General features: G+C 74.7%; 10 protein-coding genes. 6 read left to right on the plus strand and 4 right to left on the minus strand.

The genetic code is table 11. From position 1 onward, the window contains the following. Positions 1 to 63: 63 nt before the first annotated feature. Both ACFQ8T_RS11900 and ACFQ8T_RS11905 read left to right on the plus strand, forming a co-directional pair. The gene (locus tag ACFQ8T_RS11900; RefSeq protein ID WP_430546741.1) at positions 64 to 1,458 is read left to right on the plus strand and encodes an LCP family protein; all 1,395 of its coding nucleotides are present in this window, start codon (positions 64 to 66) and stop codon (positions 1,456 to 1,458) included. Between the two features lie 13 nt (positions 1,459 to 1,471). Continuing rightward, on the plus strand, positions 1,472 to 2,860 hold the full coding sequence (locus ACFQ8T_RS11905) for an LCP family protein (RefSeq protein ID WP_430546742.1): 1,389 nt from the start codon (positions 1,472 to 1,474) through the stop codon (positions 2,858 to 2,860). A gap of 101 nt (positions 2,861 to 2,961) precedes the next feature. Here ACFQ8T_RS11905 and purE read toward each other — a convergent pair whose 3' ends face one another. The 4 genes from purE to ACFQ8T_RS11925 are packed head-to-tail and all read right to left on the minus strand — an operon-like array spanning position 2,962 to position 6,828. Further along, a complete protein-coding gene (gene purE / locus ACFQ8T_RS11910) occupies positions 2,962 to 3,498 on the minus strand; it encodes a 5-(carboxyamino)imidazole ribonucleotide mutase (RefSeq protein ID WP_430546743.1) in 537 nt (178 codons plus the stop codon). Further along, on the minus strand, positions 3,495 to 4,751 hold the full coding sequence (locus ACFQ8T_RS11915; protein ID WP_430546744.1) for a 5-(carboxyamino)imidazole ribonucleotide synthase: 1,257 nt from the start codon (positions 4,749 to 4,751) through the stop codon (positions 3,495 to 3,497). The genes purE and ACFQ8T_RS11915 overlap by 4 nt, the downstream gene beginning before the upstream one ends. A 25-nt stretch (positions 4,752 to 4,776) precedes the next feature. Beyond that, the gene (locus ACFQ8T_RS11920; RefSeq protein WP_430546745.1) at positions 4,777 to 6,120 is read right to left on the minus strand and encodes an ATP-binding protein; all 1,344 of its coding nucleotides are present in this window, start codon (positions 6,118 to 6,120) and stop codon (positions 4,777 to 4,779) included. A 24-nt stretch (positions 6,121 to 6,144) separates the two neighbouring features. Next, entirely contained in the window at positions 6,145 to 6,828 is a 684-nt protein-coding gene (locus tag ACFQ8T_RS11925; RefSeq protein WP_430546746.1) for a response regulator transcription factor, read from the minus strand. Between the two features lie 229 nt (positions 6,829 to 7,057). On the opposite strand from ACFQ8T_RS11925, the gene ACFQ8T_RS11930 reads away from it, so the two are divergent. From ACFQ8T_RS11930 to ACFQ8T_RS11945, 4 genes are all read left to right on the plus strand, one after another. Beyond that, complete coding sequence (locus tag ACFQ8T_RS11930) at positions 7,058 to 8,431, plus strand: sensor histidine kinase (RefSeq protein ID WP_430546747.1); 1,374 nt, start codon at positions 7,058 to 7,060, stop codon at positions 8,429 to 8,431. Further along, positions 8,428 to 9,147 carry a response regulator gene (locus tag ACFQ8T_RS11935; protein WP_430546748.1) on the plus strand — a complete coding sequence of 240 codons (720 nt, stop codon included), beginning with the start codon at positions 8,428 to 8,430 and terminating at the stop codon, positions 9,145 to 9,147. Before ACFQ8T_RS11930 ends, ACFQ8T_RS11935 begins: the two co-directional genes overlap by 4 nt. A gap of 477 nt (positions 9,148 to 9,624) precedes the next feature. Then, complete coding sequence (locus ACFQ8T_RS11940) at positions 9,625 to 10,419, plus strand: ABC transporter ATP-binding protein (protein ID WP_430546749.1); 795 nt, start codon at positions 9,625 to 9,627, stop codon at positions 10,417 to 10,419. Further along, positions 10,416 to 13,052, plus strand: coding sequence for an ABC transporter permease (locus tag ACFQ8T_RS11945; protein ID WP_430546750.1), 2,637 nt, complete (start codon positions 10,416 to 10,418; stop codon positions 13,050 to 13,052). The genes ACFQ8T_RS11940 and ACFQ8T_RS11945 overlap by 4 nt, the downstream gene beginning before the upstream one ends. Positions 13,053 to 13,071 lie beyond the last annotated feature (19 nt).

A 13,071-nucleotide genomic window follows, 5' to 3' on the forward strand; every position in this document is an offset into this window, starting at 1 on the left:
CTCTACCGTCCCGGTCCTCGGGCACCGCAGCGGCGTGACACCGACCCTCTATGCTCGCTTCCCGTGACCCGCACCACCCCACGCCACGTCGCCTCGCGCCCCGGCACGTCCACGGGGCCCTCGCACGCCCGCGCCCTGCGCCGGCACACGGTCGCGCGCACCCTGGGGATGGGGCTGACCGCGGTCCTGGCGTTCGTCGCCGTCGGCGGCGCGACCGCGGCGGTGAAGCTCACCGGCAACATCACCGCCGTCGACTCCGACAAGCTGCTCGGCGCCGACCGGCCCGAGAAGGTCATGCCGGAGGACCCCAACGCGGACATGCCGCTGAACATCGTGCTCATGGGCTCCGACAGCCGCGGCGGCGACAACGCCGACATCGTGGGCGACGGCACCCAGGGCGCCCGCTCGGACACGACGATGATCATGCACATCTCGTCCGACCGGTCCCGCGTGGAGATGCTGTCGATCCCCCGGGACACCACGATCGACATCCCGTCGTGCCCCACCTCCTCCGGCGGGCAGACCTCGCCCGTGTCCCGCTCGAAGTTCAACGGGGCCTTCGCCCAGGGCGTCCTGACGGGCGGCGACGTGGAGTCGGGCGCACTGTGCGCGCAGAAGACCATCGAGACCATCACCGACGTGCAGATGGACGGCTTCGTCGTCGTCGACTTCGCCGGCTTCGAGAAGATGGTCGACGCGCTCGGTGGCGTCGAGCTGTGCATCCCGAACGACATCGACGCCCCGAAGGCCGACCACCTCGTCCTCTCCGCCGGCGTGCAGGAGCTCGACGGCGACACCGCGCTCAAGTACGCCCGGGCCCGCACCGGCAAGGGGCTCGGCGACGGGTCGGACCTCGGCCGCATCGGCCGCCAGCAGGAGCTGCTGGCCGCCGTCGCCCGTCAGGTGATGAGCGCCGGCACGCTCGCCGACCCGACCAAGTCGCTGAAGTTCCTCGGCGCCGTGACCGGTTCCATGACGATGAGCAGCAACTTCGCGTCCATCCAGGGACTCGCCGGGCTCGCGTACAGCGCGCGCAACGTCCGTCCTGACACCATCGCGTTCATGACCGCGCCGTACATGTACGACCCGAACAACGCGGCGAACGTCCTGCTCACCGACGAGGCGGACGAGGTCTGGGACAACCTCAAGCACGACCGTCCGCTGAGCGACGCGATCGACACCGAGTCCGACGACGCCAAGGGCGGCAAGGACGGCGCGACGAAGGACGGCGCGACGAAGGACGGCGCGAACGACGACGCCGGCACGGGCACGCAGGCCGCCGAGGGCACCGACGACGTCGACGCCACCCCGGTGGCGGACGACGAGCCCGGCACGCAGGACGACGAGGCCGCCGACGACGGTTCCGGCGATGGCGAGAAGAACCCCGAGCCGAAGCGGACCCGCGACGCCGGCGAGGAGGCCTTCACGGGCGCCGACGTGACGTCGGTGTGCGGATGAGCGCGGGGGAACCATGAGCAACGACGACCAGCGCATCCCGCCGAGCTTCACGCCGTCCGGCGGCCGGTCCGACCGGCCCAGCGGCTCCGGCGACGCCATCCCCGTGGGCGGCGGGTCCCGGCCGTCCGCACCGCCGACGGGCGGCCGCGTGGGCCGGCGCGACGACGCCGCCCCGGTCGAGCCGCGCGTGCGGCGCCAGTCGTCGCGCGAGATCCCGACGACGCCGCCCGAGCGTCGCGGCAGCGCCCAGCAGAAGCCCCGGTCGTACGCGCCGCGCGGCTCCTCGGCGTCGGCCCCGGCCTCCCGGGCACCCCAGTCGCGCGCTCCGCAGGCCCGGCAGGGCTCGGGCACGCGCGTCATGCCCGCGTCGGCCCAGGGCCAGGCGCGGCGCACTCCCCCGCCCGGCAGCGGCGGGGGCGCCGCGGCGGCGACCGCCGGGGGCGGCAGGTTCCGCGTGCGCAAGGGCCGCGTCGCGGGCCTCGTCCTCGTGCTGCTCCTGGTGCTGGTCCTGGCGTGGCCGATCGGCCTGGTCGTCTGGGCGAACGGCAAGATCCAGCACGTCGACGCCCTGTCCGACGCCAAGGGCACGCCCGGCACCACCTACCTGCTCGCCGGCTCCGACGCGCGCGGCACGGGCAGCGTCGCCGACGACGGCACCGAGGGCGCCCGCACCGACACGATCATGGTGCTGCAGAAGCCGCGGAGCGGGCCCGCCTCGCTCATCTCGATCCCCCGCGACACCTACACGGAGATCCCGGGCCACGACCCGAACAAGATCAACGCGGCGTACTCCTTCGGTGGCGCCCCGCTGCTCGTCGAGACGGTCGAGGGCCTCACGGGCCTGTCGATCGACCACTACGTCGAGGTCGGGTTCGGCAGCGTCGAGGAGATCGTCGACGCCGTCGGCGGCGTCGAGCTCTGCTACGACCGCGACGTCGACGACCCGAAGAGCGAGCTGACGTGGGAGGCCGGCTGCCACATGGCCGACGGCGAGACCGCGCTCGCGTTCTCCCGCATGCGCTACTCCGACCCGAAGGGCGACATCGGCCGGGCCGAGCGGCAGCAGCAGGTCATCGCCGCCGTCGCCGCGAAGGTCGTCAAGCCGAGCGTGCTGCTCAACCCGGTCAACCAGGTCCAGCTCGTCAACGCCGGCACCGACGCCCTCACCGTGGACGAGAAGACGGGCATCGTCGACCTCGGCCGGCTCGGGCTGGCGTTCAAGGCGGCCACCGGCCCCGAGGGCGTCACCGGCACCCCGCCGATCGCGAACCCGGGCTACGACCCCGGTACGGGCGTCGGCTCCACCGTGCTGCTCGACGAGGACAAGGTCGACCAGTTCTGGGCCGACGTCCGCGACGGCGAGCTGGACCCCGGCAGCACCGTCGGGGGCATGCCCGGCTGACGCCGAGGCAGTCCCGGGCTCGCGGGCACCCCGGACGCCGACGTCGAGGCGTCTCCTGGCAGGGGACCGACCTGGTGGTCGAGGTCCGCGGGCGCGCGCCGTCAGGCCGAGAAGCCGGTGCTGCGCGCGCCCTCGCGAGCGGCGCGCAGCTTGTCCCCCTTGGCGCGGGCGACGTCTCCGAGCTCGGCCTGGAACGCGACCATCCGCTCGCGCAGCGCGAGCGACCCGGCGTCCGTGCCCGAGGCGAGGATGCGCGCCGCGAGCAGGCCGGCGTTGCGCGCCCCCCCGATCGAGACGGTCGCGACCGGCACGCCGGCGGGCATCTGGACGATCGACAGCAACGAGTCCATGCCGTCGAGGTACCGCAGCGGCACGGGCACCCCGATCACCGGGAGCGGCGTCACCGAGGCGAGCATGCCCGGCAGGTGCGCGGCGCCGCCGGCGCCCGCGACGATCGCGCGCAGCCCTCGCTCGGACGCCGTGCGGCCGTAGTCGATCATCTCGGTCGGCATGCGGTGCGCCGAGACGACGTCGACCTCGACCTCGACGCCCAGCTCGGCCAGCGCGTCGGCGGCGGCCTCCATGACCGGCCAGTCCGAGTCCGACCCCATGACGATGCCGACGGCGGGCGTGCTCATGCGTGCTCCTTGGTGGTGGGGGTGCTCGGGACGGTGCCGGTGACGGTCTCGCCGCGCAGCAGCGCCGCGGCGTCGAGGGCGCGACGGCGGACCTCGTCGAGGTCGGTGCCGCTGACGTTGACGTGCCCGAGCTTGCGGCCCGGGCGGATGCCCTTGCCGTACAGGTTGACGCGAGCCTCGGGGAACCGTGCGAGCACGTCGGGCAGCGCGTCGGTGAGGGCGTCGAGGCTCGAGCCGAGCACGTTCGCCATCACCGTCCAGGGCGCGCGGGCGGCGGTGTCGCCGAGCGGCAGGTCGAGCACCGCGCGCAGGTGCTGCTCGAACTGGCTCGTCACCGCGCCGTCGATGGTCCAGTGGCCGGAGTTGTGGGGGCGCATCGCGAGCTCGTTGACCCACACCGCGGCGGTGCCGTCGGCCTCCCGGGTCTCGAACAGCTCGACGGCGAGCACGCCCGTGACGCCGAGCCCGTCGGCCACCGCGACGGCGATCCGGCGCGCCTCGGCGTCCACCGCCGGGTCGAGGTCCGGCGCGGGCGCGACGACCTCCGCGCAGACGCCGTCGCGCTGGATCGACTCGACGACGGGCCAGGTCCGCACCTCGCCGGACGGGCGGCGGGCGACCAGCGCCGCGAGCTCGCGCACGAACGGCACCTTGCGCTCCACCAGCAGCGGGGGGCCGCCGTCGGCCGCGGCCTGCAGCCAGTCCGCGACGTCGTCGGGCGACGACACGACGCGCACGCCCTTGCCGTCGTAGCCGCCGCGGGACGTCTTCACCACGGCCTCGTGCCCGGCCTCCTCGGCGAGGAACGCGGCGAGCGCGTCGCGCGCGGCGGCCGGGTCGGTCGGCAGCGCAGCCCAGCGCGGGCACGGCAGGCCCAGCTCGGTGAGGCGGCGCCGCATGACGATCTTGTCCTGCGCCTGCACCAGCGCGTCCGGGCCGGGGCGCACCGGCGTGCCGTGGTCGATGAGGTCGTGCAGCAGCGCGTTGGGCACGTGCTCGTGCTCGAACGTGAGCACCGCGGCCGGGGCGCGACCGTCGTCCGGGGCGATGAGCGCACGGATCGCGGCGTCGTCGCTCGCCACGCCGACCGGAGCGTCGGTGACCACCTGCGCGGCCGACGACGCCGGGTCCTCGACCAGCACCCGCAGGCCCACGCCCAGCTCGGCGGCGGCGGGAGCCATCATGCGGGCGAGCTGACCTCCTCCGACGACGGCGACGACAGGGGCGGAGGCAGTGGGTCCGGTCACGGGCATCGAGGATACCGGCCCCGCCGGGGGGTCAGCCGCCTTGGTGGTGCAGCCAGCCCCGCCGGCGGCCGCGCGACGAGATCGTCGTGCCGGGCGGCAGCACCAGGTGCGGGTCGAGCGTGCGCGGCACGCCCGCGAGGAAGAGCGCGAAGATCGGGGGCCGGCGCTGCACCAGGTCGAGCCGGCCGCCGTCGGCGGCGGCCAGGTCGCGCGCCAGGGCGAGGCCGAGGCCCGTGCTGCCGCCCGTCGTCGTGCCGCGCTCGAAGATGCGGGTCGCGACGTCGTCGGCCACGCCCTCCCCCTCGTCGGCGACCTCGATCGCGACCGCGCCGGTCGTGCCCGACGGGCGCGACCGCACCGTCGTCGTCCCGTCGCCGTACTTGAGCGAGTTCTCGAGCAGGGTCGCGATGATCTGCGCCAGGGCTCCCGGCGTCGCGAGCACCTGCATGCCGTCGGGGACCTCGATGACGAGCCGCCGACCGGCCCGCTCGAACGTCGGCGCCCACTCCTCCTCCTGCTGGTGCACGACGTCCGCCAGCACCACGGCCTCCGTCGTGCCGCCCTGCGAGCGCCGCGACGCCGCGAGCAGGTCGTCCACGACGGTCACCAGCCGCTCCACCTGCTCGAGCGAGATGCGGGCCTCCTCGACGACCTCGGGGTCGTCGGAGGCGAGCGTGATCTCCTCGAGCCGCATCGTCAGCGCCGTCAGCGGCGTGCGCAGCTGGTGCGACGCGTCCTGGGTGAACTGCCGTTCCGCCGCGAGACGTCCCGCGAGCCGGTCGGCGGACCGCGCCAGCTCCGCCGCGACGAGGTCGATCTCCTCGACCCCCGACGGCTCGAGGCGCGGGCGCACCTGACCCGATCCCAGCTGCTCCGCGGACGCCGCGAGGTAGACCAGGGGCGCGGACAGCCGGTTCGCCTGCCACACCGCCACCGCGATGCCGGCCGCGATCGCGACGATGCCCGCGATGATGACCAGCACCACCGTCTGCGCGGACTTCACGTAGGCGCCGATGGCCGACACCGTCATCGACACGCCGACGTTCTTGTCGGTGAGCTTCGCCTTGTCGATCGTCGGCGGAGAGACCGGCTCGCCCGCCGTCAGCTGGGTACCGTCCGGCAGCGTGACGACGACGTACGCCGGCAGGTCGCCCTCGCTGCCCTCGGCCGCGCGCTGCACCGTCGACTCCTCGACGACGTCGCCCCGGTCGAGGCTGTTGTCGACGCTGCGGGCGAGCGTGTCCACCCGGTTGGTGACGCGCTGCTCCTCGGTGGCCAGGACGTACCGGGCACCGAAGATGCCGAGCGGGACGCCGAGCAGGAGCACGGCGACGGCGACCGCGGAGATGGTCGCCAGCAGGACGCGGCGACGCACGAGGTCAGCCCAGTCCCGTCGGCGTCAGCTCGCGCCGAGCTCGAAGCGGAACCCGAGCCCTCGCACGGTGGAGACGTAGCGCGGGGCGTTGGCGTCGTCGCCGAGCTTGCGGCGCAGCCACGACACGTGCATGTCGAGCGTCTTGGTGGAGCCGACCGGGTCGGAGCCCCAGACGTCGCGCATGAGGGTGTCGCGCACCACGACCGACCCGGCGTTCGCGACCAGCACCTTGAGCAGGTCGAACTCCTTGGTGGTCAGGTGCAGCTCGCGGTCGCCCTGGAACGCGCGGTGCGCGGAGACGTCGACGCGCACGTCCTGCGCGCGCAGCTCCTCGTCCTCGCCGGTCTCGCCGTGCGTGCGGCGCAGCAGCGCCCGGACGCGGGCGAGCAGCTCCGCGAGGCGGAACGGCTTCGTCACGTAGTCGTCGGCGCCCGCGTCGAGCCCGACGACCAGGTCCACCTCGTCCGCGCGCGCCGTGAGCACCAGCACCGGCACGGTCAGCCCGGAGCCGCGGATCTCCCGTGCCACGTCCAGGCCGTCCATGTCAGGAAGGCCCAGGTCGAGGACGACGATGTCCGCGCTCCCGGCGTTGTCGACGGCTCCTTGACCAGTTCCTTGCACGATGACGTCGTAACCCTCACGCGTGAGAGCCCGCGCCAAAGGCTCGGCAATAGCCGGGTCGTCCTCGGCCAGCAGTACGTGGGTCATTCCCTCATGCTAGCGGCAACGTCGCTGGTCCTGGACCCCTCCCCACGCCGCGTCGGCGCCAGCCGGGTGTGACATGGAGATGACGCGCCGGCACGTCGCCGTCCGCGACGGCGGCAGCCGCCCCCGTCGTCGTGCGTGGGTCCTGTCCCCCTGCGGGACGACGCGTCGCTCCGCCCGTCCGCCCCCGGGCGGACGCGCCCGCTCCCCGCTCCCGCCTACCCTGGCGGACATGAGCTGGATCGAGAGGATGGGGCGCTGGTTCGAGGCGCACCGCTTCGGCGTCGACCTGACGACGACCGTGCTGCTCGCCGCGCTCATGCTGACCTCGGCCACCGACCTCTACTCGACCGAGCCGTACCTCGATCGCGGCGGCTCGATCGCCTGGACCGTCGCCATGCTGGCGCCCCTGCCGTGGCGGCGCACCCGCGCCGTGCCGTCCGCGATCGCGGTCTTCGCCGTCGCACTCGCCCACATGCTCGCCGGCTACCCGATGATCATGCCGGGGGACCTGCTGATCCTCGTGTCGTTGTTCTCCGTGACGGTCTACGGCCCCACGTGGGCGCACGTCACCGCGATCTGCTCCACGGCCCTCGGGACCGTCGTCGTGCTGCCGATCGCGGTCGGGGTCCGCTCGGGCGGGGGCGCCTCCGCCGTGCTCGAGATGGTCCCGGTCGGCATCTTCTGCCTGGTCACCGGCCTCGCCGTCTGGGCGTTCGCCCTCGTGCGACGGTCCCGCCGCGTCACCATGGACGCCCTGCGCGACCGCGCGCACCGCCTCGAGATCGAGCGCGACCAGCAGGCCCGGATCAGCGCCGCCGCCGAGCGCGCCCGCATCGCCCGCGAGATGCACGACATCGTGGCGCACTCCCTGTCCATCGTCGTCGCGCAGGCCGACGGCGGCCGGTACGCCGCGGCGTCCGACCCCGAGGCCGCCGTGCGCGCGCTGGGCACCATCAGCGAGACCGGGCGCACCGCGCTCACCGACATGCGGCGCCTGCTCGGCGTGCTGCGCTCGCAGGACGACGAGGACGCGGCTCGCGTCGAGGCGGCCCCCGGTCCCGCGTCGCCGCGCGCGCTCACCACGGGCCCGGGCGGCGCCCCGCGGCCGGCGTCCGTCGTCGCCGACGAGCCCCGCCAGGCGCGCCCCGCGCCGCAGCCCGGCGTCGAGGAGATCGAGGACCTCGTCGCGCAGGCGCGGGACGGGGGCCAGCGCGTGTCGCTGGTGCGCGTCGGCGAGCCCCGCACCCTGCCCGCCGGCATGGGCCTCACGCTGTACCGCGTGTGCCAGGAGTCGCTGACCAACGTGCGCAAGCACGCCGGCCCCGACCCGGCCGTGACCGTCGCGGTGCGCTGGACGCCCTCGACCGTCGAGCTCGAGGTGCTCGACGACGGCCGGGGCGCCGCCGCCACCGCGGACGACCCCGGGTTCGGGCTGCGCGGGATGCGCGAGCGGGCCAACCTGTACGGCGGCACGCTCGAGACCGGCCCCCGCCGGGGCGGCGGGTTCCGCGTCCACCTCGAGCTACCCCTGCCCGGGGCGCCCGTGACCGCCCCGCCCGCGCCGACGACCCCGTCGGCGACCACCGCCCAGGAGGACGCATGACCCCGCCCGCCGACGACGTCGCGCCGCCCGCCCCCGGACCCGCCCGGAGCGGCGTCGTGCGCGTCGCGCTCGTCGACGACCAGCAGCTCGTGCGCGCGGGCTTCCGCATGGTGATCGACTCCCAGCCGGACCTGGAGGTGGCGCTCGAGGCCGGGGACGGCGCGCAGGCGCTGCGGCTGCTCGCCGACCACCGCGTCGACGTCGTGCTCATGGACGTGCGCATGCCGCACCTGGACGGGCTCACCGCCACCGCGCGACTCACCGCCGCGCCCGACGCGCCGCGCGTCATCGTGCTCACCACGTTCGACCTGGACGAGTACGTCCTCGAGGCCATCCGGTCCGGCGCCTCGGGGTTCCTGCTCAAGGACGCCCCGCCCGAGGAGATGCTCGCCGCCATCCGCACCGTGCACGCCGGGGACGCCGTCATCGCACCGTCCTCCACCCGACGCCTGCTGGAGCACCTGGTCACCGCGCTGCCCGCGGACCAGGCGGCACCCCAGCACGACGCGCTGGCCGGCCTCACCGACCGGGAGCGCGAGGTGCTGGTGCTCATGGCCCGCGGCCGGTCCAACACCGAGATCGCGGCCGACCTGTTCGTCGCCGAGGCCACCGTGAAGACGCACGTCGGGCGCATCCTCGCCAAGCTCGACGCCCGCGACCGCGTCCAGGCCGTCGTGACCGCCTACGAGACCGGCCTGGTCCGCCCCGGCTCCTGACCTCGACCCCGACCTGTCAGGGCCACGCGCGGGTTCCCATGGGCCTGGCCCTGACAGGTGGCGGGCGCCGCCGGGTTGTCAGGGCCACGCGGATGTTCTGGTGCTCCTGGCCCTGACGATCACCGGCCGAGGTGGCGGCGCACGGTGGCGGCGTCGGTTCCGGGCTCGGCGTCGCTGTGGATGCCACGACATGAGCACGACCTGTGGACGGCGTCGGTACCGCGACTTGTCAGGGCCACGACCGCAAGAACCTGCTCCCGGTCCTGACCACCCCGGTGGTCCGGCGAGGGTGCAGGTCAGGGGCGGTTCAGGGTGCGGGTCAGGGTCGGTGTCATACCTGGGGATGACCTGGGAGCACGCGAGGACCCACCCTCGGGCCGATGTCGGCGGCGCGGCCGCTCCGTAGCGTCGGTGATGTCCTGGTCGGAGGCTCCGCGGAGCGTCCCGGCCACCACCCCGAGACACCGGAGAGCTTCCGTGGACACGACCGTGTACGTCCCGATCCCCGACGAGGGCACCGCCGCCCGACCGACCGTCACCCCGGCGGTGCGGGCCCGCGCCCTGACCAAGACGTACGGCCGCGGCGAGGCGCAGGTGCGCGCGCTGGACGGCGTCGACGTCGACTTCACGGCCGGCCGCTTCACGGCGATCATGGGGCCGTCGGGCTCCGGCAAGTCGACCCTCATGCACCTGCTCGCCGGCCTGGACTCGGCCACGAGCGGGCAGTCGTTCATCGGCTCCACCGAGGTGACCGGCCTGAACGACAAGGCCCTCACCGCGCTGCGCCGCACCCGCGTGGGTTTCGTGTTCCAGCAGTTCAACCTGCTGCCCATGTTCACGGCGGAGCAGAACATCACCCTGCCGGTCGAGCTGGCGGGCGGCACGGTCGACAAGCAGTGGCTCGGCACCCTCGTCGACACGCTCGGCCTGAGCAAGCGGCTCACGCACCGCCCGAGCGAGCTGTCCGGCGGCCAGCAGCAGCGCGTCGCCATCGCGCGCGCCCTCATCGCCCAGCCCGACGTCGTGTTCGCGGACGAGCCCACCGGCAACCTCGACTCCCGCTCCGGCGCGGAGGTGCTGAGCTTCCTGCGCCGCTCGGTGCGCGAGCTCGGCCGCACGATCATCATGGTCACCCACGACCCGGCGGCCGCCGCCTACGCGGACCGCGTCGTCCTCATCGCCGACGGCAAGATCGCGGGCGACATCACGGACCCGACGCCGGAGTCCGCGCTCGCCGGCCTCGACGCGCTGCGGACGGTGGCCTCGCGATGATCCGCCTCACCCTGTCGCAGATGCGGCGCAGCGCCGGCCGGCTCGCCGCCGCGGGCGTCGCGATCGTCATCGGCACCGCGTTCGTCGCGATCACCCTCCTCGCGGGCAACGTCATCACCCGCACCACCTACGACTCGATCGCCGCCCAGTTCACGGGCGCCGACCTCGTGGTCCGCGGCGTCCCCGCCGACGACGCCGCCCTCGACGCGGTGCGCGGCACCGCCGGCGTGGCCACGGCCGACCCCCAGCTCATGACGTACCAGCAGCTCGAGGCCGGCGGTCGCACCATCTACCAGGGGGTGCTGGCCGAGCCCACGGACACGAGCGTGCTGCCGCTCGAGGTCGCCGACGGCTCCCTCCCCGAGGCGTCGGGCGAGATCGCGCTGCCGGTCGACGTCGCCGAGCGTCTCGAAGCCGCCCCGGGCGACACGATCACCCTCGTGCGCAACGTCCTCGAGGGCGACCAGAGCTCCGAGGAGGACGCCTGGACCGAGGTCCGCGAGCAGCTCACCGTGTCGGGCACGCTCACCGACCCGTACGGCGCCTACTCGATGCAGGGCGGCGCGGCCGTCGCCCCGGCGGCGGACGTCGCCGGTTGGGAGAAGGACCTCACCGCCCCCGGCGAGGAGACGGTCGCACCGACGACCATGCTCGTCACCCTCGACGACCCGGCCGCCGTCGAGCAGGCCCGCACGGCGATCACCGGCGCGCTCACCAACGGCGCCGCGGCGTCGGGCGCCGACACCGCCGACCTCAAGGTCGTGACGCCCGAGGAGCACGCCGAGGCCGTCGCCAGCGAGATGACCGGTGGCGAGAACGTCATGTTCACGCTGTTCGTGCTGGTCTTCGCCGCCGTGGCGCTGCTGGTCGCCGCGCTCGTCATCGCGAACACCTTCCAGGTGCTGGTCGCCCAGCGCACCCGCACGCTCGCCCTGCTGCGGTGCGTCGGCGCGGACAAGGGCCAGCTGCGCCGGTCGGTGCTGTTCGAGGCGGCCGTGCTGGGCCTGCTGTCCTCAGCGGTCGGTCTGGTGGCCGGCGTCGGGCTGGGGCAGGCCGCGCTCACGATCGGCCGCGGCATGGACCTGGGGGTCCCGCTGCCGGCGACGGTCACGATCACCCCCGCCGTCGTCCTCATCCCGCTGGCGGTGGGCACCCTCGTGACGCTGGTCGCGGCGCTCTCCCCCGCCCGGGCCGCGACGCGCGTCGCGCCGCTCGAGGCCCTGCGTCCCGCCGACGCGCCGTCGGCCTCCCGCGGCGCAGGCCGGGTGCGCCTGGTGCTCTCGATCCTCGTCTCCGTGATCGGCTTCGCCCTGCTGGGCGGCGGGGTCGCGATGAGCACCGTCGGCGAGGAGCCCACCACGGGGCTCCTGCTCGGTGTCGCGGGCGGCGCCCTGTCGTTCGTCGGCGTCCTGGTGGGCTCGGTGTTCTGGCTGCCCCGCGTGGTGGCGCTCGCCGGGCGCCTCGTCGGGGCGTCCGGCCCGACGGCGCGGCTCGCGGCCGCGAACACGTTGCGCAACCCGCGCCGCACCGCCGCCACGTCCACCGCGCTGCTCATCGGCGTCACGCTCGTCGGCATGATGTCGACCGGCGCCGCGAGCGCCCGGGTGACCATGGACGCCGAGCTCGACTCCCGCTACCCCGTGGACGTCACCGTCTCGACCGACCTGTCGAGCGACCCGACGAGCGTCGCCGCCGGGGACGCCGTCGTGACGCCCGTCCCGTCGGCGCTCGCCGGCACCGTGAGCGACGTCTCCGGGGTCTCCCGCGTCGTCGAGGCGCGGGCCACGGCCGCCACGGTCACCGGCGACGGGGTGGACGAGGGCTTCGCCGTCACCGTCCGGGGCGTGACCCCGGACGACGCGGCGTCGGTGCTGCGGAGCACCGAGATGGTCGAGCCGCTCGCGGCGGGCACCGTCGTCGTGCCGGAGGAGGTCTCCGAGAACTGGCACATCACCGACGGCCAGGTCCTCACCCTGACCGGCCCGGACGGCTCCCTCGACCTGAAGGCCGCGGTCACCGACCTCGCGGACACCGGGGTGCTCGTGGTGCCGGACGACCTGTCCTCCCTCGACCCCGACGCCCCGGTGACCAGCCTGTGGGTGGGGCTCGACGACCCGTCCGACGCCGCCTCCGTGGTGCCGTCGATCCAGGACGCGGTCGCCGACACGGAGGCCCCCGCCGACGTCATGGGCGCGGCGGTGGAGCGTGCCGGCTTCCAGCAGGTGATCGACACCGCGCTGGGGATCGTCGTCGGTCTCCTGGCGGCGGCGGTCGTGATCGCCCTCATCGGCGTGGCGAACACGCTGTCGCTGTCGGTCATCGAGCGGCGCCGGGAGTCCGCCACCCTGCGGGCGATCGGGCTGTCGAAGGGCCAGCTGCGCGGCATGCTCGCGGTGGAGGGCCTGCTCATCGCGCTGGTGGGCGCCGTCCTGGGCGTGCTGCTCGGGCTGGTCTACGGCTGGGCCGGCGCCGCCGCGGCGCTCGGCTGGGCGGGCACCCCCGTCATCGTGGTCCCGTGGCGCGACGTCCTCCTGATGCTGCTCGTCGCCGCCGTGGCCGGGCTGGTGGCGTCCGTCGCCCCCGCCCGCACCGCGGTGAAGACCTCCCCCGTGGAGGCGCTGGCGAGCGAGTAGCGGGAGTTGTCCACAGGCC

The organism is Isoptericola sp. NPDC056618, assembly GCF_042792715.1.
In the GTDB taxonomy this organism is placed as follows: Bacteria; Actinomycetota; Actinomycetes; order Actinomycetales; family Cellulomonadaceae; genus Isoptericola; species Isoptericola nanjingensis.